Source organism: Leifsonia naganoensis (assembly GCF_013410615.1).
Classification (GTDB): Bacteria; Actinomycetota; Actinomycetes; order Actinomycetales; family Microbacteriaceae; genus Leifsonia; species Leifsonia aquatica.
Genome location: NZ_JACCHJ010000001.1, coordinates 3385181 through 3408634, shown reverse-complemented (window position 1 = coordinate 3408634; position 23454 = coordinate 3385181). Strand labels below are relative to the sequence as shown.

General features: G+C 71.8%; 24 protein-coding genes. 6 read left to right on the top strand and 18 right to left on the bottom strand.

Annotated features, from left to right (window positions below; translation table 11 throughout):
* Positions 1–93 precede the first annotated feature (93 nt).
* From HNR14_RS21225 to HNR14_RS16425, 3 genes are read left to right on the top strand one after another with little or no spacing between them, the layout of a single operon-like run.
* Positions 94–342, top strand: a complete 249-nt coding sequence (locus HNR14_RS21225) for a BatC protein (RefSeq protein WP_179701886.1) — start codon at positions 94–96, stop codon at positions 340–342.
* Positions 342–1595, top strand: a complete 1254-nt coding sequence (locus HNR14_RS16430; protein WP_179701885.1) for a cupin domain-containing protein — start codon at positions 342–344, stop codon at positions 1593–1595. The genes HNR14_RS21225 and HNR14_RS16430 overlap by 1 nt, the downstream gene beginning before the upstream one ends.
* Positions 1592–2488, top strand: coding sequence for a sucrase ferredoxin (locus HNR14_RS16425; protein ID WP_179701884.1), 897 nt, complete (start codon positions 1592–1594; stop codon positions 2486–2488). Before HNR14_RS16430 ends, HNR14_RS16425 begins: the two co-directional genes overlap by 4 nt.
* A gap of 28 nt (positions 2489–2516) precedes the next feature.
* On the opposite strand, the gene HNR14_RS16420 is transcribed toward HNR14_RS16425, so the two are convergent.
* From HNR14_RS16420 to HNR14_RS16395, 6 genes are all read right to left on the bottom strand, one after another.
* Positions 2517–2942, bottom strand: coding sequence for a VOC family protein (locus HNR14_RS16420; protein ID WP_021763410.1), 426 nt, complete (start codon positions 2940–2942; stop codon positions 2517–2519).
* A gap of 53 nt (positions 2943–2995) precedes the next feature.
* The gene (locus tag HNR14_RS16415; RefSeq protein ID WP_021763409.1) at positions 2996–3406 is read right to left on the bottom strand and encodes a helix-turn-helix transcriptional regulator; all 411 of its coding nucleotides are present in this window, start codon (positions 3404–3406) and stop codon (positions 2996–2998) included.
* 18 nt (positions 3407–3424) lie between these two features.
* Positions 3425–6889, bottom strand: coding sequence for a TM0106 family RecB-like putative nuclease (locus HNR14_RS16410; protein WP_179701883.1), 3465 nt, complete (start codon positions 6887–6889; stop codon positions 3425–3427).
* 84 nt (positions 6890–6973) lie between these two features.
* Positions 6974–7537 (bottom strand): HhH-GPD-type base excision DNA repair protein, encoded by a 564-nt coding sequence (locus tag HNR14_RS16405; RefSeq protein ID WP_021765093.1) that lies wholly within the window; start codon positions 7535–7537, stop codon positions 6974–6976.
* 56 nt (positions 7538–7593) lie between these two features.
* Positions 7594–7809 (bottom strand): SCO4848 family membrane protein, encoded by a 216-nt coding sequence (locus HNR14_RS16400; RefSeq protein WP_179701882.1) that lies wholly within the window; start codon positions 7807–7809, stop codon positions 7594–7596.
* The gene (locus HNR14_RS16395; RefSeq protein WP_179701881.1) at positions 7806–8699 is read right to left on the bottom strand and encodes a LysR family transcriptional regulator; all 894 of its coding nucleotides are present in this window, start codon (positions 8697–8699) and stop codon (positions 7806–7808) included. Before HNR14_RS16395 ends, HNR14_RS16400 begins: the two co-directional genes overlap by 4 nt.
* Positions 8700–8777: 78 nt before the next feature.
* Here HNR14_RS16395 and HNR14_RS16390 point away from each other — a divergent pair, with 78 nt between their 5' ends.
* Positions 8778–10016: an MFS transporter gene (locus HNR14_RS16390; RefSeq protein WP_179701880.1), complete on the top strand. Its 1239-nt coding sequence runs from the start codon at positions 8778–8780 to the stop codon at positions 10014–10016.
* Positions 10017–10036: 20 nt separating this feature from the next.
* Here HNR14_RS16390 and HNR14_RS16385 read toward each other — a convergent pair whose 3' ends face one another.
* The 8 genes from HNR14_RS16385 to HNR14_RS16350 all read right to left on the bottom strand — a co-directional run bounded on the left by HNR14_RS16385 (position 10037) and on the right by HNR14_RS16350 (position 16182).
* The gene (locus tag HNR14_RS16385) at positions 10037–10657 is read right to left on the bottom strand and encodes an NADPH-dependent F420 reductase (protein ID WP_179701879.1); all 621 of its coding nucleotides are present in this window, start codon (positions 10655–10657) and stop codon (positions 10037–10039) included.
* 87 nt (positions 10658–10744) lie between these two features.
* A complete protein-coding gene (locus HNR14_RS16380; protein WP_179701878.1) occupies positions 10745–11584 on the bottom strand; it encodes an endo alpha-1,4 polygalactosaminidase in 840 nt (279 codons plus the stop codon).
* 143 nt (positions 11585–11727) lie between these two features.
* Positions 11728–12600, bottom strand: a complete 873-nt coding sequence (locus tag HNR14_RS16375; RefSeq protein WP_179701877.1) for an SseB family protein — start codon at positions 12598–12600, stop codon at positions 11728–11730.
* Positions 12584–13330 (bottom strand): bifunctional 1-(5-phosphoribosyl)-5-((5-phosphoribosylamino)methylideneamino)imidazole-4-carboxamide isomerase/phosphoribosylanthranilate isomerase PriA, encoded by a 747-nt coding sequence (gene priA, locus HNR14_RS16370; protein ID WP_021759754.1) that lies wholly within the window; start codon positions 13328–13330, stop codon positions 12584–12586. Before priA ends, HNR14_RS16375 begins: the two co-directional genes overlap by 17 nt.
* Positions 13331–13385: 55 nt before the next feature.
* Positions 13386–14027 carry an imidazole glycerol phosphate synthase subunit HisH gene (gene hisH / locus HNR14_RS16365; protein ID WP_179701876.1) on the bottom strand — a complete coding sequence of 214 codons (642 nt, stop codon included), beginning with the start codon at positions 14025–14027 and terminating at the stop codon, positions 13386–13388.
* A complete protein-coding gene (hisB, locus tag HNR14_RS16360; RefSeq protein ID WP_021759758.1) occupies positions 14024–14626 on the bottom strand; it encodes an imidazoleglycerol-phosphate dehydratase HisB in 603 nt (200 codons plus the stop codon). The genes hisH and hisB overlap by 4 nt, the downstream gene beginning before the upstream one ends.
* Complete coding sequence (locus HNR14_RS16355; protein WP_179701875.1) at positions 14623–15735, bottom strand: histidinol-phosphate transaminase; 1113 nt, start codon at positions 15733–15735, stop codon at positions 14623–14625. Before HNR14_RS16355 ends, hisB begins: the two co-directional genes overlap by 4 nt.
* Positions 15736–15813: 78 nt before the next feature.
* Complete coding sequence (locus HNR14_RS16350; RefSeq protein WP_021759764.1) at positions 15814–16182, bottom strand: LysM peptidoglycan-binding domain-containing protein; 369 nt, start codon at positions 16180–16182, stop codon at positions 15814–15816.
* Positions 16183–16420: 238 nt separating this feature from the next.
* On the opposite strand from HNR14_RS16350, the gene lexA reads away from it, so the two are divergent.
* Positions 16421–17104, top strand: coding sequence for a transcriptional repressor LexA (gene lexA / locus HNR14_RS16345; RefSeq protein WP_021759766.1), 684 nt, complete (start codon positions 16421–16423; stop codon positions 17102–17104).
* Positions 17105–17212: 108 nt separating this feature from the next.
* Here the strand turns inward: lexA and HNR14_RS16340 are convergent, their stop codons facing one another.
* From HNR14_RS16340 to hflX, 4 genes are all read right to left on the bottom strand, one after another.
* Positions 17213–17563, bottom strand: coding sequence for a metallopeptidase family protein (locus tag HNR14_RS16340; protein WP_179701874.1), 351 nt, complete (start codon positions 17561–17563; stop codon positions 17213–17215).
* An 85-nt stretch (positions 17564–17648) separates the two neighbouring features.
* A complete protein-coding gene (gene metE / locus HNR14_RS16335; RefSeq protein ID WP_179701873.1) occupies positions 17649–19997 on the bottom strand; it encodes a 5-methyltetrahydropteroyltriglutamate--homocysteine S-methyltransferase in 2349 nt (782 codons plus the stop codon).
* Positions 19994–20956: a methylenetetrahydrofolate reductase gene (locus HNR14_RS16330; RefSeq protein WP_179701872.1), complete on the bottom strand. Its 963-nt coding sequence runs from the start codon at positions 20954–20956 to the stop codon at positions 19994–19996. The genes metE and HNR14_RS16330 overlap by 4 nt, the downstream gene beginning before the upstream one ends.
* A gap of 231 nt (positions 20957–21187) precedes the next feature.
* On the bottom strand, positions 21188–22699 hold the full coding sequence (hflX, locus tag HNR14_RS16325) for a GTPase HflX (RefSeq protein ID WP_179701871.1): 1512 nt from the start codon (positions 22697–22699) through the stop codon (positions 21188–21190).
* 64 nt (positions 22700–22763) lie between these two features.
* On the opposite strand from hflX, the gene HNR14_RS16320 reads away from it, so the two are divergent.
* On the top strand, positions 22764–23390 hold the full coding sequence (locus tag HNR14_RS16320) for a class I SAM-dependent methyltransferase (protein WP_021762550.1): 627 nt from the start codon (positions 22764–22766) through the stop codon (positions 23388–23390).
* Positions 23391–23454 lie beyond the last annotated feature (64 nt).

The window sequence follows — 23454 nt, the reverse complement described above, 5'->3', positions numbered from 1 at the left end:
AGCCTCCCAGCCGCGCGGTGGAGGGTCAAAGTGCGTTCCGAAATGTGACGAGCGCGCGTAGTGTGGCGAGCACCGAGCGAAGTGGAGGCCCACATGGGCGCGATCGACGACGACGACATCACCACGAGCGCCAGCGGCGGCGGCGAAGGCCCCGCCGACGGCGGAGCGAACCCCGGCGGGCACGACGGCGGAGCCGACGGATCGGCGGGCGAAGGCCCGGCCGACGGCGGCGCCAACCCGAACGGGCACGACGGCGGAGCCGACGGATCGGCGGGCGAAGGCCCGGCCGACGGCGGCGCCAACCCGAACGGGCACGACGGCGGAGCCGACGGGTCCGCTTGATGGCGACCGATGAGCGCGGGCCGGGCGACCGGCCCGCGCTTTCGCGCTGCACGGCGATCCCCGGTGACGCGTTCGCGTCCGAGTACTGGTCGCAGCGCCCCCTCTTCACCCGCGCGGCCGACCTCGGCGGCGACTTCTCCGACCTGTTCAGCAGGGACGACGTCGACGAGCTCGTCGCCGCCCGCGCCCTGCGCACGCCGTTCGTCCGGATGGCGAAGGAGGGTGACGTCCTCCCTCCCGCGCGCTACACGTCCGGGGGCGGCTTCGGCGCGGAGGTCGGCGACCAGGTCGCCAGCGACCGCGTGCTCGCCGAGATGGCGGCCGGAGCGACCCTCGTGCTGCAGGGGCTGCACCGCACGTGGGAGCCGATCGCCGCGTTCGCGCGGGCGCTGTCGGCCGAGCTCGGGCATCCCTGCCAGGTGAACGCCTACATCACCCCGGCCTCGTCGCGCGGTTTCGATCCGCACTACGACGTGCACGACGTCTTCGTGCTGCAGATCGCGGGCGAGAAGCACTGGCGCATCCACGAGCCCGTGCACACGGACCCGCTGCGGGACCAGCCCTGGACCGACCACCGCACCGCCGTCGCCGCTCGCGCGCAGGAGACGCCCGCGATCGACGAGACGTTCCGGCCCGGCGACGCGCTGTACCTCCCGCGCGGCTGGATCCACTCCGCCACCGCACTCGGCGAGCTCTCCATTCACCTCACGGTGGGCGTGGCCGCCTACACGCGCACCGACATCGTGGAGGCGGCGGTGGCGACCGCGGCGGACGTCCCGTCGCTGCGTGCCTCCCTCCCCCTCGGCTTCGACCCGGACGACGCGTCCCTGCTCGACCCCGAGGTCGACGCCGCGCTCGACGCGCTGCGGGACGCCCTCAGCGACCCCGGACGTCGCGCGAGCATCGCCGCCGCCGTCGGCGACCGCCTCCGCGCGCGTCGGAGGCGCGACACCCCACCCTCTCCCGTGCGGCCGCTGGCGACCATCGAGGCGGCCTCCGCGCTGGACGGCCGCACGGTGGTCACCGCCCGGCCCGGCCTGCGGCCGACCGTCACGATCGAGGTCGAGACGGTGACGGTCCGGCTCCCGGGTCGCGCGATCGCGCTGCCGATCGCCGCGCGCGCGGCCGTGGAGCGTCTGCTCGACGGAGCACCGGTCGCCGTCGGAGAGCTGCCCGCTCTGGACCCGGAGTCGGCCGTCGTGGTCGCACGTCGCCTGCTGCGGGAGGGCGTCGTCGTGGTCGACGAGCCGTGACGCCGGCGGCCGGCTGGCTGCCCTGCAGCGACCGCGCCCGCGAGCGCGGCGATCCGCTGCCCGGCACGGCCGGGTTCGGCGAACGCTGGCTCCTCGTCGAGATCGAGAGCGGCTGGGGACGCCACGCGTTCTTCGACTCCGCCCTCGACCCGGCGATCGGGGCCGCTCTCGTCGCGCGGGCGGAGGAGGCCGGGATCCGGCCGCTGGCGATCCGGCAGACGGGTCTGCGAGCCGGTGAACGCCGGGCGCAGGAGTCGTGGCGGTGGGCGCTGGTGGACGCCCGGCCCGGGCGCACGTCCCTCCGCTGGGGGCGGGTGGACGACCCCGCCGACCTCCTGGCCCTCCCGCTGGACGGCACAGCCGGTGAGCCCAGCGACCGGCCCGTGTATGCCGTCTGCACGCACGCCCGGCACGACCAGTGCTGCGCGGTCCGCGGGCGTCCGGTGGTGGAGGCGCTCGCGAACGCCTTCCCCGACGAGACGTGGGAGTGCTCGCACCTGGGCGGCGACCGCTTCGCCGCCACGATGATCGTCTTCCCGCACGGCCTGCTCTACGGCGGAGTCCCCGCCGCGGACGCGTCCGACGTGGTCACCCGGTACGCCGAGGGACGCGTCGACCCCCGGTATCTGCGCGGCCGGACCTCCCTCACCACGGTCGCCCAGGCCGCCGAGGCGTTCGCCCGGGATGTCTCGGGCGACGACGCGATCGACGCCTACCGCGTGCTCTCCGAGCACCCGCACCCCCACGGCTGGACCGTCGAGCTCGCACACGACGACGGCGCGGTGGTGGTGGAGGTCGCCGAGCGGCTCTCGGAACCGCTGCTCAGCACCTGCGCGGCCACGATCGCCCACCCGGTGCGGGAGTTCGTGCCCGGCTCGGTGCGGCCGGCCTGAGCTGCCGCACCGAGAGCGCGGCGGCTCGCTACGCGGTCTGGGCCGCGGCGACGCCCCACTGCTGGATCTTGACCATGTTGCCCGACGGGTCGCGGAAGGCGCAGTCGCGCGAGCCGTAGAACTGGTCGATCGGCTCTTGCAGGACCTCGGCGCCGAAGGCGCGCACGCGCTCGAAGAGCCCGTCGACGTCGTCGGTGCTGAAGACGACGCCGGGGAGCGTGCCCTTCGCCACCAGTGCGGCGAGCGCGTCGCCGTCGGCCTGCGGTCGGCCGGCGTACGGGTCGGAGATCACGATCTGGGAGCCGGGCTCGCCGGCCACGCCCATCGTGATCCAGTGGTGGCCGTCGTAGGCGACGTCGTTGAGGACGTCGAGACCGAGGGCGTCGCGGTAGAACACGAGGGACTCCGCGGGGTCGGTGGCGATGATGTCGACGAAGTGTACTGAGATGCTCATGGCTTCACTCTAGGAAGCGGTGGCGTGGCACCGCTTCTCCAAAACTGCTCGACTCAGCCGTGCTGGTGCGTGCGCACCGGCCGGACGCGCTGCTTGGCGATGCAGTCCGGCATCACCGCGACCGACAGGTGGTCGCGTGAGCGGTAGCTGGTCGGCGTCTCCCCCACGAGCTCGCTGAACTTGGCGCTGAACGAGCCGAGCGACGTACAGCCGACGGTCATGCACGCGTCGGTCACGCTCATCCCGGCGCGCAGCAGCGCCATCGCCCGCTCGATCCGGCGGGTCATCAGATAGCTATAGGGGGTCTCCCCGTAGGCGGCGCGGAACTGACGCGAGAAGTGCGAGGCCGACATGTACGCGTGCGCGGCCATCGTCGGCACGTCGAGCGGCTTGGCGTAGTCGCGGTCGATGAGGTCGCGCGCCCGCCGGAGCGCGGCGAGCGTCTCCAGCTCCTCGGGACTCATGCGTCCACCGTAGCCGCCTCAGCCGCCCTCGACCAGACGGATGAAGGCGCTCAGCTCCGTCACACCGGTCGGGGTGGTCGGCAGGAACTCGGCCAGTTCCGGCGAGTGGACGAGGTACGCCGCCCACTTGGCACGGGAGATCGCGACGTTCAGCCGGTTCTTCATCAGCAGGAACGACATGCCGCGCGGGGCGTCGGCCGCACTGGACGCGGCGAGGCTCACGATCGCGACGGCCGCCTCCTGCCCCTGGAACTTGTCCACGGTTCCGACGCGCACGGCCGGGTGCCCCGCCGCGTCGAGGGCCGCGCGCACCTCGACCAGCTGCGCGTTGTACGGCGTGACGACGATCACGTCCTCCGGGCCGAGCGGCTGGTCCTCGACGCCCGAGGACGGATCGCTCCACGATCGTCCCAGTGCTGCGCGCACCAGCTCGACGACCACGGCCGCCTCCTCCGGCGACGCTGTGGCGTTGCCGACGTGTGCCACCGGGACGGGGTGCATTCCGGGCTCGATCCCCGCGAGCAGCCGCTGGGCCGCGTCCGGGTGGGCGTGCAGGCGGCCCTCGTACGAGAGCACCGAGACCGACTCCGCCAATGCGGGGTGCATCCGCCGGCTCTCGGCGAGGAAGTAGCCGTATTCCGCGGGCAGGACGTCGTGGCCGTCGCTCACCCAGCCCAGCGCGGAGCCGTCGACGGGCTCGGGATGCCGCCCCTGGCTCACCTGCGGCAGCTGCTGCGGGTCGCCGAGCAGCAGCAGGTTCGCCGCCGCGACGCCGACGGCGATCGTGGACGCGAGCGAGAACTGCCCGGCCTCGTCGACGACGAGCAGGTCGAGACTGTCGCGCGGGATGCGAGCCGGGTTCGCGAAGTCCCACGCGGTGCCGCCGAGCACGTAGCCGCCGGCCGCGTTGTCCTCCGCGAAGAGCAGATGCCCGTCGGACGGCAGCACCGTGTACGCGCGCTCCTCATCCGGGTCCGCCGACGCACTCGCTGTCTTGCCGACCCGTGGCGGGTCGAGGCCGGCCGCGACCACGCGATCGAGCAGGTTCTCCACCACGGCGTGCGACTGCGCGACCACGCCGACACGCCAGCCGTGCTCGGCGACCAGCCGCGCGATCACGTGCGCGCCGAGGTACGACTTGCCCGTCCCGGGCGGCCCCTGCACGGCGAGGTACGAGCGGTCGAGGTCGAGGAGGCTCGCGACCACGGCGGCGATCCTCCTGCTGCCGTCGGCCGGCCCCTCGTCGGCGAGCGCGCCCGAGACGGTGCGCGGCGGTGTGCGGCGCAGGAGGTCGACGGTGGCGTCGACCGGCCAGGTTCCGGCCTGCAGGGCCGTGAGCAGCCCGGTGCCCCACTCGCGGATGGCCTCGCCCAGCCGGCGCGCGTCCGGCGGCGCGGCGGGGGTCAGAGCCGTCGGGGCGTCGCGGTACGGCAGCACGTCCCGCGGCAGCGTCTCGCGGACGACGACCGAACCGTCCTCCGTCGCGCCGATCACGGCGACGGTCCGCGCGGTGCGCGAGCCGGGCTGGGCGCGCGGCTGACGGAACGGGCCGGGGAACTCGTATAAGAGGAACGGGCCGCCGCGCTCGCTCACCCGGACGGCGCTGCCGGGCCCCCAGCGACCGCTCAGGAGGAGTTCGCGCCGCTCGACACGCTGCCCGTCGTCCTGGTACCAGTCACGCACGACGCGCACCGTGTCGACCGAGAGCACGTCGCGGGTCTCGGCCCACTCCTCGATCGGCTGGATGAGGCGGGCGTAGTGCGACTGCCAGAAGGTCTTCTGCTCACGCTGGTGGAAGTCGATGGCCGCGGCGGCCAGCGCGACGGCCGCGCGGTCCGGGGTGCGGTGCGGGTCCAGCGGGTCGCCCGCGTAGCCGAGCAGCGCCGCGCGCAGGGGCGACTCCTCCGGTGGCACGTCGAGCTCGTCGACCGGGGCGGTGCCCACCGGGATGCCGTTCTCGGCGGCCCGGTCGAGAAGCCAGTCCCGCAGGCGCAGCGTGCTGACGCAGTCGTACCGGTTGTAGTCGCCGAGCGCGTCGAGCAGCGGCTGCGCCTCGTCCTCGCGGCCCAGGGCGAGGAGGTCGCGGGCGTTGGCGTACTCGGTGATCGAGTCGGCGCCGTTGGTGACCTCGCTCTCGCGCAGCTCGGTGCCCATGTAGAGCGGCTCGAGCTTCTTGATCGAGTACGAGCGGGATCCCACTCGCACGGCCTTGCGCACCAGGGGATACAGGTCGACCAGCACGCCGTCGCGCAGGAGGCCGTCGACCTCCTCTTCGCCGACCCCGTGCCGGGCCGCGAGCGCGAGCAGGTGCGTCTGCTCGTAGGCGGCGTAGTGGTAGATGTGCATGCGCGGATACCGTGCGCGCCGTTCCTTCACGAACGCCAGGAAGGCCTCCAGCGCGAGCCGCTCGGCGGCGAAGTCGTGGCCCCAGAAGGCGGTGAACTCGGCGTTCACGTCGACCATGCCGAACAGGTAGTCGAGGCCCCAGCGCTCCCCCGCGCCCTCGGTGTAGAGAGGGTCGCCCTCGAAGTCGAAGAAGAGGTCACCGTCGTCGGGGTGCGGCAGGGCGGCGAGTACCGGCGCGTTGTAGACCCGCACGGGTGGGGCCTCCCCCGGCGTCGCACGCAGCTGCAGCCGCGCCTGCTCACGCAGCCCGTCGAGCGTCCCTTCAGGGATGCCGTCGACCGGGGCCGTGGACTCGGCGAGCGCGTCGATGGTGCCGAGCCCCGCGGCGACCAGGTGCTCGCGCTGCGTCACCCGCATCCCGGCGACGAGGAGCACGTCGCGTGCGGCCTGCACCTCGGCATCGCACGTGTCGCACCGCCCGCAGACCGTGAATCGGGGATCGCCCCACGGGACCGGCCCCCGGTCGACGAGGTGCTCGTCGATGACGCGCAGCAGGCGCGCCCGGCGCTTGCGGTACACGGGCTCGATGTCGGAGAGACGGTGCTCGCTCACCGATCCGTCGCCGAGCAGCAGCTCGACCGTCTCGTCTGTGTCGACGCCGAGGCTCCGCAGCTGGTCGGCGTATGCGGCGAGCTGGAGCAGCGCCGTCACGCGCGCGCTGCGGGCCAGCTTGGAGTCCTGCACGCGGTACAGGCCGTCGGGACGGCGCACGACGAAGTCCGCGAACCCGACGAACGCACCGTCGAAGAAGGTCGCCTGGAAGACGACCTCCGCGCCGCTCTCGAACGCCGCCGAGGTCTCGGAGACGGCCGCGGCGAGCGCGTCGGCGGTCAGCGACTCCGGGCGCTCGATCTCGGCGACCTGCCCCCCGAAGCGTTCGCGGTAGCGCTCCAGGATGTGGTGCTCGTGCTCGTCACCCAGCCGCGACGACCGCACGTACATCGGGTCCTCGATCTCGGGCGCCTTCTCGATCCGCCCCAGCTTCACGTCGAGCGCGCGCAGGAAGGCGAACTCGCACTTCGACGCCTCGGTCAGGTCGCTGGCGCTGGTGACGATCACTCCGTCGAGCACGAACACGCGCAGCCCCTTCCGTCGAGTCCCCTCAACCTATCGGGAACCCCCGACACCCCACGCGGCCGCGACGCTGCACGGGAGGCGCGTTCAGCCCTTGGCCGCCGCCTTCATCGCCCGCTTGTGCTCGCGCACACGGGTGAGCGAGTCGGCGTCCACGATGTCGGCGACCGAGCGGTAGCCCTCGGTGCCGTAGTCCCCCGCCGCCTCGCGCCATCCCGGCGCCTGCAGGTCCTTCTGCTTGCCGAGCAGGGCGAGGAAGATCTTCGCCTTCTGCTCCCCGAAGCCCGGCAACGCCTTCAGGCGACGCAGGACCTCCGCACCCGAGGGGTCGTCGCGCGTCCAGATCGCGGCGGTGTCGCCGCCCCACTCCGAGACGATCGCCGCGGCGAGCGCCTGCACCCGGCCCGCCATCGATCCCGGGAACCGGTGCACGGCCGGAGTCTGCTTCATCACCGCGGCGAGCGCGTCGGGATCGAGCGCCGCGATCTGCGCGGGCTCCAGCTCGCCGAGCCGGTCGCGCAGCTTCGCCGGGCCGGCGAACGCGGTCTCCATCGGGACCTGCTGGTCGAGCAGCATCCCGACCAGGAGGGCGAACGGGGAGCTGTCGAGGAGGGCGTCCGCAGCGGCGTCGCCCGTGATGTTCACTGCCATGCCCTCATCGTCCCACGGCGCAGACGACACCGCACGGGCGTCTGCCTCGGCGCAGGTCAGGCGACGAGCAGCAGCACGCCCGCGACCGCGGAGAGCACGGCGAGCAGCAGCGCCACCCCGAGGAGCACCCCGTGCACCACCAGGAACGGCGTCGCCTTGCCGGCGGCGTCGCGTGCACGGGTGTCCGTGCGGACGCGGGTGAAGAAGCGCGGCCACGCGAACACGTTGAAGAGCGCGTTGAGGAACAGGACGAGGGCGGCGAAGACGGTCATCGTCCCTCCAGCGTACGGGACGGCGCGAATCGCTCGGACACGAGGTCGAGGAGGGCCGTGGCCGCCGCGCTCGGCCGCGGCCGGGCGACCATCCCGAGCCGCCACTCGATCCGTTCGCGCAGCGGGACGGCCACCGCGCCCTCCGCCGGGATGACCGTCAGCGCGGGGAGCGCGGCGACGCCCAGGCGCGCGGCGACGAAGCGCGGGATCTCCCCGAGATCGGAGAGCTCCGTCGGCACGTGCCGGACGATCCCCATCGCGGCGAGCTCGCGGTCGAGGGTGACGCGGTTGCCGAAGCCGGCGCGCGCGTCCACCCACTGCTCGTCGGCCAGTTCGGTCAGCGAGACCTCCGCACGATCGGCGAGAGGATGCGACGCCGCCAGGAGAGCGACGAACGGCGAGACGGCGAGCTCCCGCTCGAGCAGCCCCGGCTGCCGGTCGGGCAGTCCGACGAAGGCGACGTCGATGCGCCCCTGCCGCACGTCCTCCGCGAGTCCGGTCGAACCGCTGGGCGACGGGCCGAGCCGCAGGTCGACGAGGGGATGCCGTCGGTGGAACTCCCCCATGATCGACGGCAGGTCGATCGTGCTGAGGTTGGTGAAGATGCCGACGCGTACGGCTCCGCGCAGCTCGCCGTCGCCGCGGGCCGCGTCGCGCATCCGGTCCACCGCCTCGACGGCGCCGCGCGCCTCCCGCAGCACCGCCTCCCCCGCCGCCGTCAACCGCACGCCGTGCGGGTCGCGGTCGAAGAGCGGAGCGCCCAGCTCGCGCTCGAGTGCCTGGATGCCGGCCGACACCGTCGATTGGGCCGCGAACAGACGCTCGGCGGCGCGGGTGAAGTTCAGCTCCTCGGCGACGGCCACGAGATACTCCAGTTGGCGGGTGTCCATGCGGCAATCGTATCCATCGATGGCCAAGATCGACGATATCCGTTGGACGCGATCGCAATATCGGAGCATCCTCAGAGCATGACCACGATCCGCGAACCCGAGACCTCGTCTCTCCCCGCCGTTCCGACCCGCCGCTGGCAGCTGCGCCACGGCACGGGCTTCTGGGTCATCGCCGCGGCCTTCCTCGCGGTGATGGCCTTCTCCACCGTCCCGACCCCGCTCTACTCGCTCTATCAGGCGCGCGACGGCTTCCCCACCTGGGTGGTCACGGTCGTCTTCGCCGCCTACGCGGTCGGGGTGATCGCGAGCCTGTTCCTCATCGGCCACCTCAGCGACTGGGCCGGCCGGCGCCGGATGGTGCTGATCGCGGTGCTCATCGAGATCGTCGCGGCGGCTCTGTTCCTGGTCTGGAACGACGTCTCCGGCTTGATCGTCGCCCGCGTGCTGTCCGGGATCGGTGTCGGCGCCCTGACGGCGAGCGCGACCGCCCACCTGAGCGAGCTGCGCGCGGTCGCCCGCCCGGCTGAAGGTCCGCGCCTGGCGGGGATGGTCTCCACCGTCGTCAACACCGGCGGTCTGGCCCTCGGGCCGCTGATCGGCGGCGCCTTCGCGCAGTTCCTGCCGGCGCCCCTGCTGCTTCCCTACGTCGTGTTCCTGGTGCTGCTCGCCATCGCCGCGCTGGCCATCGCCCTCGTGCCGGAGACGGTCGAGCGCGCGGAGGAGCGTCCTGCCTACCGGCCGCAGCGCGTGTCCCTCCCCGCGTCGGCCCGCGGAGCCTTCTCCGCCGCCGCGGTGGCCGCGTTCGCCGGCTTCGCCGTCTTCGGGCTGTTCACCTCGCTCGCGCCGAGCGTCGTCTCCGGCGTCCTGCACCAGTCGTCGCACCTGCTGGCCGGCGCCGTGCCGTTCTCGGTGTTCGCGGCGTCCGCGCTCTCGCAGATCGTCTTCGCCCGGCTCCGGATGCGCGCCCAGCTCGGTCTCGCCCTCGTCCTCATGCTTACCGGGCTCGTCGGTCTCGCGGTCGGCGTGCTCGTCGCGTCCCTGGCGGTCTTCCTGATCAGCGGTGTGCTGGCGGGAGCCGGCGTCGGCCTGCTGTTCCGCTCCGCGATCGGCGCCACGGCCGCCCTGGCCGCGCCCGAGCGCCGCGGGGAGGTGCTGGCCGCGATCTTCCTGGTCGCGTACGTCGGGCTCGCCCTCCCGGTCCTGCTCGTCGGAGTCGCCCTGATCGTGTGGCCACTGGTGCCGGTGCTCGTCGTGTTCGTCGGCGTCGTCGGTGTGCTCGCCCTGTTCGGCGGCCTCCGGATGCTGCGGACGGCCTGACCGCTCGCCTGCGAGGCGCGTCAGCCGCGGCGGTCCACGATCCGGACCGCCGTGGCACGCGCGTATCCGCGCTCGACCAGGTCGACCTCGAAGCCGGCGAGCCGCTCCAGGTGCCGGGAGGTCCGCAGACGGCCCACGTCGAACGGCTCGCACCCGATTTCCGTGACGAGACCCGCCACGAGTTCCTTGGCCGGGTCGTCGTCGGAGGCGAGCAGCACCTGGACCCGCTGGTCCGCATCCTCGGCGAGCAGCTCGGCATAGACGGTGTTGAACGCCTTCACGACGCGCGCCCCGGGAGCGGCCTCCGCCATCCGCTCGGCGAGCGAGGGACCCGCGCCGTAGCGGCTCTCGAAGTGCGGCGGGTCGAGCGGGTTGCCGATGTCGATCAGCACCCGCCCCTCCAGCTCGGCGGCGAGCGATCGGACGAGCTCGAGGGCCACGGCATCCCGCACCGCGACGATCACGGCGTCGGCTGCGGCCGCCCCGCGGTGATCGGTCCCGTCGACGGCCCCGATGGTGCGCGCGAGCTCCCGGGCCCGCAGCGGATCGCGCGAGCCGACGACCACGTCATGCCCGGCCCCAGCCAGGCGCCGGCCGAGCGCCTCCGTCATCGCACCGGTGCCCAGTATCCCGACCCTCACGGCGTCTCCTCTTCTCGGTGACTGCGGCGGCGCGGGACGTCCGCGGCTGCGCGCGCAACCGCGGACGTCCCTGGGCGCAGCAGTCGCTCAGCAGTACTCGTAGCGGTACGCGCTGTTCCCCTTGGCGACCACGTCCCGGTCGCGCAGGATCACCGAGATGTTCTTGCCCTGCGCGGCGCACGCCTGCGTGTACGCCGAGCGCGGGTTGTCGGTGTACTCGATCTCGATGACGTTGTTGCCGTAGACCGACGTGTAGGCGTCGCACTCGGTGTTGAACTGGCACTCCTCCGCGATGGCGAAGTCGAACCCGACCGTGTTCTTGCCCGCCGAGCCCAGCTCCGTGGTGTTCTTCTGCGCGATCGCGAGTCCCTTCTGATGCGCGTGGGCGGCCAGCAGGGTCGCGAGGGCGACGTTGTTCTGCTTGGTCAGGAGCTGCGTGCCGCCGCTCTTCGAGCGGGTCCAGGAGTCCAGGTTGTCCGGCTCGACGGCCTGGAAGCCCTTGCTCGCGCACGAGTCGATCCAGCCGTTCACGATGGCCGCGATCCGGGTGCGCTTGGCGGCGGTGGAGGTGTCGAGCAGGTACTCGTTCCACTCCGGGTCGCCGACCTTCACGCCCTTCGCGTTGCGGAGGATGAGGTCGCTGTTCGCCCCCGCCCACGTCGTCGTGTCGTCGGGCTGCGTCTGGAACGCGTTCACGTAGCAGACGTTGTATCTGCCACTCACGGGCGACGCCGTGTGGTCGCGGTCGACGATGCCCACCGACGCCGCCGGCGTGTAGACGCCGCCGATCTGGTAATCGAATTGCGCGTTCACCGGCGGCGGTGCCGGGGTCGCCGCCTGCGCGGCGGTCCCGCCCGCGACGATCGAGAGGGCGATCGCTCCGGCGGAGAGAAGGGTGGTCAGGGCTGTGCGGGATGAGGCACGCATCGGTGCTCCGATCTGTGGATGCCCCGCCTCGAGCTTCATCTCTGGCGTCACGCCCGGTGTTCGATCAGTCGGCGACCGGTAGGGCTCTCCACGGCGCGTTCAGACTACGAGAGCGAACGCAGCCGATGCAAGACGGGTCTTCGTCAGTCCGCAGCGACGAGCTGTACCCGGAGGGAGTCCACCCGCGTCGCGATCACGTCGTCCGCCGCCCAGCGCTGGGCCAGCCGGGCCAGGATGGCGTCGAGCTCCTCCCGGGTCAGTCCGCTCGCGAGCGCGAGCTGCACGACGAGCTCCTCGCCCGCGAACCGGTGCCCGGGGTCGCCCGCGGCGAGGCGCACGGCGTGCACACCGAGTTCCGTGGCGATCGACGCGTCGAAGGCGGCGTACACCTCGGGGTCCCGGTCGCTCGGAAGCCACCGCTCCCCGCGGGCGACCGCCCAGACGGCCGGGCGGCGCAGCACGAACTCGGTCTCGCTCGTCGGATCGAGCACGACGATCTCGGTCTCCTCGGAGGCCGCGGCGAGTGCGACCCGCCGCCCGTCCGCGGGGACCGGACGCGCGGCCGGGTTCCAGGTCTGCATCGCGGTCACGGACGAGAAGACGGGCAACACGCTGCGCCCGTCCGGGCCGGAGACCGTCACGATCGACAGCTCCTGCGACTTGTCCACGGTCAGTCCGGCATCCGTCGTGCCCTCGTCGCCGAGCTCCGCGACGAGCGGGATCAGGAGCCGGGAGGCGCGGAGCGCGTCGACCACGGCCTCCGGACCGACCTCGCCCGCACGGAAGGCCGCCAGCGCGCCGAGCAGGGCAGGAGGCGCCGTCCCGTCGTCGTCGCCGAACGGGTTGTCGTCGAACTCGCGCCCCTGCCACGGCTGCCCGGCGGAGTCGCCGAGCGACGCCGCGAAGTGCTTCAGCCGGTCGGCGCCCTTCTCCGTCGGCTGGCCGGGCACGCGGCTCCCGCCGCCCGCGCCGCCCGTCGCGTCGCGGCCGTCGGCCGGGTCAGTATCCCGCGACATCCAGCGCCTCGGGCAGGGTGAACGCACCGGAGTAGAGCGCCTTCCCCACGATCGCGCCCTCGAGGCCCAGGGAGACGAGTTCCCGCAGGGCGGCGATGTCGTCCAGGTTGGCGATGCCGCCCGAGGCGACGACGGGACGCTGGGTGCGGTCCATCACCTCGCGGAGCAGGTCGAGGTTCGGTCCGCGGAGCGTGCCGTCCTTGGTGACGTCGGTGACCACGTAGCGGGCGCAGCCGGCGTCCTCGAGGCGCTCGAGCACCTGCCACAGGTCGCCGCCGTCCTGGGTCCAGCCGCGGGCGGCGAGCGTGGTGCCGCGCACGTCGAGTCCGACGGCGATCGCCTCGCCGTACTGCCCGATCACGTGGGCCGCCCACTCCGGGTTCTCCAGCGCTGCGGTGCCGAGGTTCACCCGGGTGGCGCCGATCTCGAGCGCCTGCTCCAGCGACTCGTCGTCCCGGATGCCGCCGGACAGCTCGATGTTGACCCCGCGCACCTGACGGATGACCTTCTTGAGCAGCGAACGGTTCGAGCCGCGGCCGAAGGCGGCGTCGAGGTCGACGAGGTGGATCCAGTCCGCACCCGCGTCCGCCCACTCGGCAGCCGCGTCGACCGGGTCGCCGTAGCTCGTCTCGCTGCCGGCCTCGCCCTGCGTCAGCCGCACGGCCTTGCCGTCCGCGACGTCGACCGCCGGGAGCAGGACGAGCTTGGGCGTGTTGTTGAATTCGCTCACTGTGTTTCCTCGTTCGGGTCCGCGACGGCGGACGGGTGATGCGCGGAGGCGTCGGCTAGAGGGTGCCGATCCAGTTGCGCAGCAGCTGGATGCCGGCGCTGCCGGACTTCTCGGGGTGGAACTGGGTCCCACTCAGCGGCCCGTTCTCCACCGCGGCGATGAACGGCGAACCGTGCTCGGCCCAGGTCACGTGCGGCTTCGGGAAGGGGCCGGTCACCTCGAGGGTCCAGTCCTGCGCGGCGTAGGAGTGGACGAAGTAGAAGCGCTCGTCGTGGAGCCCGGCGAAGAGCCGCGAGGTCTCGGGAGCCTGGACCGTGTTCCAGCCCATGTGCGGCACCACGTCGGCCTGCAGCAGATCGACCGTGCCCGGCCATTCGCCGAGCCCCTCGGTCTCGACGCCGTGCTCGACGCCGCGCTCGAAGAGCACCTGCATGCCCACGCAGATCCCCAGCACGGGGCGTCCACCCGCGAGCCGGCGGTCGATGACCTCGTCGCCGTGGGAGGTGCGCAGTGCGTCGATGACGGCGGCGAACGCTCCGACCCCGGGGACCAGCAGGCCGTCGGCCTCCAGCGCCCGCTTGCGGTTTCCCGTCAGCTCGACGTTCGCGCCCGCGGCCTCGAGCGCCTTGACGGCGGAGTGCACGTTGCCCGAGCCGTAGTCGAGGACCACGACATCCGGGGTGCCGGAAACGCTCACAGCGCACCCTTGGTCGACGGGATGCCCGACACCAGCGGGTCGAGCGCCTTCGCCTGGCGGAACGCGCGCGCGAACGCCTTGAACTCCGCCTCGGCGATGTGGTGCGGGTCGCGACCGCCGACCACGGTGATGTGCGCCGTCATCGCGGCGTTGAAAGCGATGGCCTCGAAGACGTGCCGCACCATGGAGCCGGTGAAGTGGCCGCCGATCAGGTGGAACTCGAACCCGGCCGGCTCTCCCGTGTGCACGAGGTAGGGACGGCCGGAGAGGTCCACGACGGCCTGCACGAGCGCCTCGTCGAGCGGCACGAGCGCGTCGCCGTACCGGGAGATGCCGCTCTTGTCGCCGAGCGCCTGACGGATCGCCTGGCCGAGCACGATCCCCACGTCCTCCACGGTGTGGTGCACGTCGATCTCGGTGTCGCCGTTGGCGCGCACGCGCAGATCGGTCAGCGAGTGCTTCGCGAACGCCGTGAGGAGGTGGTCGTAGAACGGCACGCTCGTGGCGATGTCGGCCACGCCCGTCCCGTCGAGGTCGAGGCTCAGCTCGATGCTCGACTCACTGGTCTCCCGCTGGAGGCTGGCGGTGCGATTCGTCATGACTGCGAGTTTACTGGGGCGGCGGAGCCGGACGGGCGCCCGAGGGCGGCCAGCGCCTCGAGGAAGGCGGTGGTCTCCGGCTCGGTCCCCGCCGTGACGCGCAGGTGGTTCGGGATGCCGACGTCGCGGATGAGGATGCCCCGCTCCAGGAGGGCCTCGAACACCGCGTGCGGGTCGTCCACGCCGCCGAAGAGCACGAAGTTGCTCCCGCTGCGGTGGGGCGCGTAGCCGAGCCGGGCGAGCTCGGTGACGAGGCGGTCACGCTGCAGGCGGATCTCCCCCACCATCGCGAGCATCTCGTCGGAGTGGGCGAGGGCGCCGAGTGCGGCCGCCTGGGTGAGTGCGGAGAGGTGGTACGGGAGGCGCACCAGGCGCAGGGCGTCGACGACGGCCGGGTCGGCCGCCAGATACCCGACGCGGGCCCCTGCGAAAGCGAACGCCTTGCTCATCGTGCGCGAGACGAGGAGACGCGGCCGCCCCTCGAGCAGGGTGAGAGCCGACGGCTCGCCGTCGGGCATGAACTCGGCGTAGGCCTCGTCCACGACGACGATCCCGCGGGCCGCGTCGTACGCCGCCTCGATCGTGTCGAGGGAGAGCGGGGTGCCGGTGGGGTTGTTCGGCGAGCAGAGGATGACGATGTCCGGGTCGGCACGGCGGATCTCCGCCGCAGCGGTCTCCGGTGTCAGCTCATAGTCGGCATCGCGAGCGCCGGCGATCCAGCTCGTCCCGGTGCCCGAGGCGAGCAGCGGGTACATCGAGTAGGTCGGGGCGAAGCCGAGCAGGCTGCGGCCGGGACCGCCGAAGGCCTGCAGGATGTGCTGCAGCACCTCGTTGGACCCGTTGGCCGCCCAGATCCAGCTCGCGTCGAGGCCGTGCCCGAGGTAGCGCGCGAAGGCCTCGCGGAGCTCGGTGAACTCGCGGTCCGGGTAGCGGTTGACGCCGGTGATGGCGACCGCGACGCGGGCGACGATGTCGGCCGCGACGTCCTCCGGAACCGGATGCGTGTTCTCGTTCACGTTGAGAGCGACGGGAACGGACTTCTGCGGGGCGCCGTACGGCGTCCGGCCACGCAGATCATCACGGATCGGAAGGTCGGAGAGGGAGGTCACCCATCCATGCTAGCCATGCCCGGGAGCGCGTCCTCCCACATGACGAACGGCCGCGGGATGGTCAGCGCCGCGTGAGGGTCAGTGCGCGTACTGGGTCGGGATGGCGAGCTGCTGACCCGGCGAGACCACGCCCGAGGCGTCGAGACCGTTGAGCTGCACGAGCGCGGCGATCACGTCACGCGGGTCGGCGCTCGGCGCAACGCGCTCGGCGACCGACCACAGGGAGTCGCCCGACTCGACGGTCACGTGCTGGAAGCTCACGTGCGTCTGCTCGCTGGTGGCGACCGCTCCCCCGCCGTTGAGGGCGAAGGTGAGGGCGCCGATGACGAGAGGAAGAGCCACGAGTGCCGTCAGGACGGCGCGACCGCGCCGCGTGAGACGGAGTCGCGTGCGTGCGCCCGCGGGGAAAGCGGGAATCGTGCTGCTCACCATCGCCGTCGTGCTCATGGCTCTGACCTCCTCATGCTCCGCGGATGCGAAGCTTTGTTCCGAATGTATCTTCGAATGTTCGAAATCGCAAGACTCGATACGCGAGGAATTCGTCCACGGATTTCGAGACACACTCGAACACATGTTTGTTTCCGGCCGTATCGTGGATACAGTTTCGATTGTCTGGAGTTCACCTTTCCAGGCACCACCGACATTCGAGACGAGCGGATGCGGTCGAGGTCACGAAGGGACGAGCGTGTCGAACGAGAACCAGGCTCCACGAGGGGGCACGCGCCGCCGCAAGAACCTCAGCGAGAAGCAGCTCGCCATCCTCGACGTGATCCAGAAGTCCGTCAGCCAGCGGGGCTATCCGCCGAGCATGCGCGAGATCGGCGACGCCGTCGGGCTGTCCTCCCTCTCGTCGGTGACCCACCAGCTCAACCAGCTGGAGCTGAGCGGCTACCTCCGCCGCGACCCGAACCGGCCGCGCGCGCTCGAGATCCTCATCGACCTGCCCTCCACCTCGTCGGAGTCCGTCGACTACGAGAACCAGACGCCGGTCGGCGACGCGGCCATGGTCCCGCTCGTCGGACGCATCGCCGCGGGCGTTCCGATCACCGCCGAGCAGCAGGTCGAGGAGGTCTTCCCCCTTCCCCGTCAGCTGGTCGGCAACGGCGACCTCTTCATGCTGAAGGTCGTGGGCGAGTCGATGATCGACGCGGCCATCACCGACGGCGACTGGGTCGTCGTCCGCCAGCAGAACACGGCGGAGAACGGCGACATCGTCGCGGCCATGCTCGACGAGGAGGCCACCGTCAAGGTGTTCCGTCAGCGCGACGGCCACACCTGGCTGCTGCCGCGCAACTCCAACTTCGAGCCCATCGTCGGTGACTTCGCCCAGATCCTCGGCAAGGTCGTCGCGGTCCTCCGCGCCGTCTGACCGGCTCCCACCCGAGCGGCGACCGCACATTTGTGCCGAATGTCGCGAAAGCGCGCCTCGTAAGCCACATTTGTGACGAATGTGGGGCGGGCTGAACCCGCGCCCTCATCACGCCCAGCCGAGCTCCTGCAGCTTCGCGTCGTCGAGCCCGTAGTAGTGGCCGATCTCGTGCACCAGCGTCACGCGCACCCGCGCGCGCAGCTCGTCCAGGCTCGAGCAGCTGGCCTCGAGATTGTTGCGGAACAGCGTGATGCGGTCCGGCAGCTCGCCGAAGCCGTAGACGCCGCGCGTCGTGATCGGTCGCCCGCTGTACAGCCCGAACAGCCGCGGCCGGTCCCCCGACGGCTGGTCCTGGATGAGGAACGCCACGTTGTCGAGCTTCCCGACGATCTCGTCCGGGAGGGCGTCGAACACTGCGCCCACCAGATCCTCGAACTCCGCGTCCGTCATCTGCACCATGCGCCCATCCTGGCGCACGCAGACGGGGTCGCGTCCGGCCGTCCGCCCACGGCGGAACCGGCAGTCCGCGACCCCGGAGTCGCTGCTACGCGTCGACCGAGACGCGCTCGCGCACCGCGCGGGTGGCCTCGAGGATGTTGCGCAGCGAGGCGACGGTCTCGTCGTAGCCGCGCGTCTTGAGACCGCAGTCCGGGTTGACCCAGAGCTGGCGGCCCGGGATCGCGCTCAACGCGGTCTCGAGCAGCTCGGTGACCTCGGCGACCGACGGCACGCGCGGCGAGTGGATGTCGTAGACGCCCGGGCCGATGCCGTGCTCGAAGCCGGACGTCTGGATGTCGTGGACGACCTCCATGCGGCTGCGGGCCGCCTCGATGCTGGTCACGTCGGCGTCGAGGTTGCGGATGGCGTCGATCACCACGCCGAACTCCGAGTAGCAGAGGTGGGTGTGGATCTGGGTCTCGTCGCGCACGCCCGCCGTCGCCAGACGGAAGGAGCCCACCGACCAGTCGAGGTACTCCTCCTGCGCCGACCGCTTCAGCGGGAGCAGCTCGCGCAGCGCCGGCTCGTCGACCTGGACGACGCGGATGCCCGCCGACTCCAGGTCTTCGATCTCGTCGCGCAGCGCGAGGGCGACCTGGCGGGCGGTCTCGCCGAGCGGCTGGTCGTCGCGGACGAACGACCACGCGAGGATCGTCACCGGGCCGGTCAGCATGCCCTTGACCGGCTTCTCGGTGAGGCTCTGCGTGTACGTCGACCAGTCCACCGTGATCGGCTTCGGCCGCGAGACGTCGCCCCAGAGGATCGAGGGACGCGTGCAGCGGGAGCCGTACGACTGCACCCAGCCGTTCTGCGTGACCGCGAAGCCGTCGAGGTTCTCGGCGAAGTACTGGACCATGTCGTTGCGCTCGGGCTCGCCGTGCACGATGACGTCGATCCCGATCTCCTCCTGGAGGTCGACGACGCGCTTGATCTCCGCCTGCATGCGGGCGAGGTACTCCGCTTCCGTGATCAGCCCCTTCACGAGCTGCGCGCGGGAGCGACGGATGTCGCCGGTCTGGGGGAACGAGCCGATGGTCGTCGTCGGGAGGAACGGCAGGCCGAGCGCCGCGTCCTGGGCCGCGAGACGGTCCTCGTACGCGCCGCGGCGGAAGTCCGCCTCGGTGAGCGCCGCCTCCCGAGCACGTACCGCGTCGACGCGCACGCCAGGAGCGGAGGCCCGGTCGGCCAGGGATGCGGTGGCGGCCGTCAGGTCGTCCTGGATCGACTCGTGTCCATCGACCAGCCCGCGGGCCAGGATCGCGATCTGCGCGACCTTCTGGTCGGCGAAGGCGAGCCAGCTCTTCAGGCGCGCGTCGAGCTCCGGCTCGTCCTCGACGTCGTGCGGCACATGCAGCAGCGAGGTGGAGGTGGAGACCGCGACGTCCGGGCTCAGCGACAGCAGCTCGGTCAGCGACCCGAAGGCCGCCTCCAGGTCGCCGCGCCAGATGTTGTGGCCGTCGACGACGCCGCCCACGAGGGTCTTCGTGGCGAGGGAGCCCGCCGTCTGCGCGTCCAGGCCGGTGGGCAGGGAGCCGCGGACCAGGTCGAGCGAGAGCGCCTCCACCGGCGAGGCGGCGAGCACCGGGAGGGCGTCGTCCAGGCTGCCGTACGGGGCGGCCACGAAGAGGGCGGGCCGTTCCGCGACGGCGCCGAGGTCGGCGTACGCCGTGCGCAGCGCCTCCAGCACCTCCGCCCGCGGCTCCTCGATGCTCTCGCTGACGAGGGCCGGCTCGTCCAGCTGCACCCACGGCGCCCCTGCGGCGCCGAGGCGGGCGAGCAGTTCGCGATACACCGGCAGCAGGTCCGCCAGCCGCGAGAGCGGGCGGAAGCCCTCGGGAGCCTCGTCCGACGCCTTGCTCAGGAGCAGGAAGGTCACCGGCCCGACGATCACCGGGCGGGTGACGAAGCCGGCGTCGCGCGCCTCCTCGAACTCCCGCACCAGGCGGTCGGATGCCAGGCGGAAGTCGGTCTCCGGCCCGATCTCGGGCACGAGGTAGTGGTAGTTGGAGTCGAACCACTTCGTCATCTCGAGCGGGGCGTTGTCGCCCTCGCCGCGCGCGATCGTGAAGTAGCCGGCGAGGTCGACGCTGCCGTCCGCTCCGACGAGCCCGGCGAACCGGGTCGGCACGGCTCCGACGGCGACCGCGGCGTCGAGCACCTGGTCGTAGTAGCTGAAGCTCTCCGGGATGGCGGCATCGTCACGCCCGAGGCCCAGGGCGGCGAGGCGTTCGCGCGTCGCGGCGCGCAGGCCGGCGGCGGTCGACTCCAGCTCGTCCGCCGTGATGGCGCCCGCCCAGAAGGACTCGACGGCCTTCTTGAGCTCGCGGCGGCGCCCGATGCGCGGATAGCCGAGGATCGTTCCGGCCGGGAAGGCGGCGCGGGAGGTGGAGGTCATGCTGGTTCCCTTTCGGTTGCGGAGGAGATGGAGTCGGGGGCGGGCAGCACGCCGATCCGGTCGAGGACCGACAGCACCGCCTCGCTCTGGTTGAAGGTGTAGAGGTGGAGGCCCGGAGCGCCACCGTCGAGCAGGCGCCGGCCGAGACCCGCGGCCCACTCGATGCCGATCTCGCGACGCCCCTCGTCGGTCGGCTCGACCTCGAGCTGGATCGCGAGATCGCTCGGCAGGTCCTCGCCGCTGAGTTCCAGCATCCGGCTCAGCCGGGCGGGTGACGTCACCGGCATGATGCCGGGCAGGATCGGGAAGGCGACGCCGGCATCGTTCGCCTTCTGGGCGAACGACAGGTAGTCCTCGGCGTGGAAGAAGAGCTGCGTGATGCCGAGGTTCGCACCGGCGGCCTGCTTCGCGAGCAGGGCGTCGATGTCCTGGGAGATCGAGTGGGACGCCGGGTGCCCGTTGGGGAAGGCCGCGACCGCGATCTGCACGTGCTCGCGCCGGGTGAGCACCGCCTGCGCCGGCAGCCCGGGCACAGTCAGCTCGCCGTACGGGACGCGTTCGGCCTGCACCCGGTGGATGAGCTGCACGAGCTCGGCCGAGCTGCGGATGTCGCCGATGCCGTCCTCGCCCGGGGCCGCACCCTCGGGCGGGTCTCCCCGCACCGCGAGGAAACGGCGCACACCGGCATCCAGGAACTCGCGGATGAGGCGGTTGGCCTCCTCGTGCGACGACCCGACGCACGTCAGGTGCGCCATCGGGCTGACGTCGGTGCGCTCCAGGATGTGGCGCAGCACGTCGAGGGACGATGTGCGGGACGAGCCGTTCGCCCCGTAGGTCACGGAGATGAAGTCCGGGCGCGCGGCGGCGAGCCGGTCGATGGTGGCGGGCAGCGCGGCGGCGGCCCGCTCGTTGCGCGGCGGGTAGAGCTCGAAGGAGTACCGCGCGGTGGTACAGCTCATGAGGTCCTCGGGGTGGTCGATCAGCGGCACGGACACCCCGCCTCGGGCCTCACGGCGAGGGGCAGGGTTTCACGGGCGGGTGCCGGGCTCGGCTGTCGCACCACCGAGCGGTCGTCCGCTGCGGTTGAGTGCCGAATCTAGCAACGCGAAAGGCCGGACGGAATCGCGGGTGTCATCATTCGACACACGCGCTCCGTCCGGCCTTCCTGTCGCCGGTGCGGCCTCAGGTGTTCAGACCGCGAAGGGCTCGAACACCGCCGTGTACTCCGGCATGATCTTCGCGTGCACGCGGGTGCCCTCCTCCACGTACTCCGTGGCGAGGACGCGCCCGCGCTCATGCAGGGCTGAGATCAGGTCGCCCCGGTCGTACGGCACCATCAGCTCCACCTCCACCGAGAGGTCGGGCAGCAGCCGCGAGATCGCGGCGAGAACCTCGTCGATGCCCTCGCCCGTTCGCGCGGAGGCGAAGATCGCCCCCGGCTCCAGGCCGCGCAGCACGAGCCGCTCGTCGGGTCCGATCAGGTCGGACTTGTTGAAGACCACGATCTCCGGGATGTCGCGGGCACCGACCTCGCCGATGACGTCGCGGACCGTCGCCAGCTGCGACGCGGGGTCGGGGTGGGAGCCGTCGACGACGTGCAGGATGACGTCGGAGTCGGCCACCTCCTCCAGCGTCGAGCGGAACGCCTCCACCAGCTGGTGCGGCAGGTTTCGCACGAAGCCCACCGTGTCGGCCAGCGTGTAGAGCCGGCCGTCGGCGGTCACCGAGCGGCGCACGGTCGCGTCGAGGGTCGCGAACAGCGCGTTCTCGACGAGCACGCCCGCCTTGGTCACGCGGTTCAGGAGGCTCGACTTGCCGGCGTTCGTATAGCCGGCGATCGCGACCGACGGCACCGAGTTGCGGTTGCGGTTCGCACGCTTGGCCTCGCGGGCCGGCTTGAACCCGGCGATCTGCTTGCGCAGCTTCGCCATCCGCGTGTGGATGCGTCGGCGGTCCAGCTCGATCTTCGTCTCACCGGGACCACGCGAACCCATGCCCGCGCCGGCGCCGCCGACCTGGCCACCGGCCTGCCGCGACATCGACTCGCCCCAGCCGCGCAGGCGAGGGAGCAGGTACTCGAGCTGCGCGAGCTCGACCTGCGCCTTGCCCTCGCGGCTCTTGGCGTGCTGGCTGAAGATGTCGAGGATCACCGCGGTGCGGTCGATCACCTTCACCTTCACGACGTCCTCCAGGGCGCGCCGCTGGCTGGAGGCGAGTTCCGTGTCGGCCACGACCGTGTCGGCGCCGAGGGCGGCGACAACGCTCGCGAGCTCTTCCGCCTTGCCCCGGCCGAGGTACGTGCTCGGGTCGGGATGCGGGCGGCGCTGCAGGAGGCCGTCGAGCACCACGGCGCCGGCGGTCTCCGCCAGGGCGGCGAGCTCGCGCATGGAGTTCTCGGCGTCCTGCAGGCTGCCCTGCGAGTACACGCCGATCAGCACCACGTTCTCGAGCCGCAGCTGCCGGTACTCGACCTCGGTGACGTCCTCGAGCTCGGTCGAGAGGCCGCTGACGCGGCGCAGTGCCGCACGCTCCTCCCGGTCGAACTGCTCGCCGTCGTGCGAGCCGTCGGTGGTGTCCGTCGACTGCAGCGCCTGCGCCCCGGTTCCGAACAGCGTCACGCTCGCACGGTTCTTCTCGGTCGCCAGCACGCGCGCGACGACGTCGTCGGCCTCGTGTTCTTCGATATTCGTTCGTTCAGTCATCGTTCGTCCCCGTTCCGGGTCCATCCCAGTTTGTCAGTTCGGCTGCGTCCTGTACGGTCCTCTTATGGCGAGCGGAGACCACTACTTTTCCACGGCTCCCGAGAGCGAGACGAACCTGCGGCCGATCACCGTACGACTGGCCGGCCAGACGTACGAGCTGACGACCGCGAACGGCATCTTCAGCCCCGAGCGCATCGATACGGGAACGAGAGTCCTGCTCGACCATGTCCCCTCTGCGCCGCCGGGCGGTCAGTTCCTCGACCTCGGCTGCGGCTGGGGGCCCCTGGCTCTCACACTTGCTCTCGAATCCCCTCATGCGACGGTCTGGGCCGTCGACGTCAACACCCGAGCGTTGGACGTGGTGCGCTTGAACGCGCAGAAGCTCGGTCTCACCAATGTTAACCCCGTGACCCCGGATGATGTTCCCGATGACGTGATGTTCACGACGATCTGGTCGAACCCGCCCATCCGGATCGGCAAGGATGAGCTGCACAACATCCTGACGCGATGGCTGCCCCGCCTCGAGCCGGGATCCGACGCGTGGCTGGTCGTGCAGCGCAATCTCGGCAGCGACTCGCTGCAGCGCTGGATCGAGGCGACCATGCCGGAGCTCAAGACCACGCGCCAGGCGATCTCCAAGGGGTACCGCGTGCTCCGCTCGCACCGCCCGGCGCGCGCCGCGCAGGAGTAAACCCCCGCGGCATTCGTGCCGAATGTCGGGAATGCGCGCGCGAAACACGACATTCGTGCCGAAT

What these genes read in the sequence shown, in the direction of transcription:
- HNR14_RS16430 (WP_179701885.1), top strand. Translation starts at nt 342, where the DNA reads ATGGCGACCGATGAGCGCGGGCCGGGCGACCGGCCCGCGCTTTCGCGC.
- HNR14_RS16375 (WP_179701877.1), bottom strand. Translation starts at nt 12,600, where the DNA reads ATGTCGCGGGATACTGACCCGGCCGACGGCCGCGACGCGACGGGCGGC.
- HNR14_RS16350 (WP_021759764.1), bottom strand. Translation starts at nt 16,182, where the DNA reads ATGAGCACGACGGCGATGGTGAGCAGCACGATTCCCGCTTTCCCCGCG.
- HNR14_RS16390 (WP_179701880.1), top strand. Translation starts at nt 8,778, where the DNA reads ATGACCACGATCCGCGAACCCGAGACCTCGTCTCTCCCCGCCGTTCCG.
- HNR14_RS16400 (WP_179701882.1), bottom strand. Translation starts at nt 7,809, where the DNA reads ATGACCGTCTTCGCCGCCCTCGTCCTGTTCCTCAACGCGCTCTTCAAC.
- HNR14_RS16420 (WP_021763410.1), bottom strand. Translation starts at nt 2,942, where the DNA reads ATGAGCATCTCAGTACACTTCGTCGACATCATCGCCACCGACCCCGCG.
- HNR14_RS16405 (WP_021765093.1), bottom strand. Translation starts at nt 7,537, where the DNA reads ATGGCAGTGAACATCACGGGCGACGCCGCTGCGGACGCCCTCCTCGAC.
- hisB (WP_021759758.1), bottom strand. Translation starts at nt 14,626, where the DNA reads ATGACGAATCGCACCGCCAGCCTCCAGCGGGAGACCAGTGAGTCGAGC.
- HNR14_RS21225 (WP_179701886.1), top strand. Translation starts at nt 94, where the DNA reads ATGGGCGCGATCGACGACGACGACATCACCACGAGCGCCAGCGGCGGC.
- HNR14_RS16320 (WP_021762550.1), top strand. Translation starts at nt 22,764, where the DNA reads ATGGCGAGCGGAGACCACTACTTTTCCACGGCTCCCGAGAGCGAGACG.
- metE (WP_179701873.1), bottom strand. Translation starts at nt 19,997, where the DNA reads ATGACCTCCACCTCCCGCGCCGCCTTCCCGGCCGGAACGATCCTCGGC.
- hflX (WP_179701871.1), bottom strand. Translation starts at nt 22,699, where the DNA reads ATGACTGAACGAACGAATATCGAAGAACACGAGGCCGACGACGTCGTC.
- HNR14_RS16415 (WP_021763409.1), bottom strand. Translation starts at nt 3,406, where the DNA reads ATGAGTCCCGAGGAGCTGGAGACGCTCGCCGCGCTCCGGCGGGCGCGC.
- HNR14_RS16395 (WP_179701881.1), bottom strand. Translation starts at nt 8,699, where the DNA reads ATGGACACCCGCCAACTGGAGTATCTCGTGGCCGTCGCCGAGGAGCTG.
- HNR14_RS16340 (WP_179701874.1), bottom strand. Translation starts at nt 17,563, where the DNA reads ATGGTGCAGATGACGGACGCGGAGTTCGAGGATCTGGTGGGCGCAGTG.
- HNR14_RS16380 (WP_179701878.1), bottom strand. Translation starts at nt 11,584, where the DNA reads ATGCGTGCCTCATCCCGCACAGCCCTGACCACCCTTCTCTCCGCCGGA.
- HNR14_RS16330 (WP_179701872.1), bottom strand. Translation starts at nt 20,956, where the DNA reads ATGAGCTGTACCACCGCGCGGTACTCCTTCGAGCTCTACCCGCCGCGC.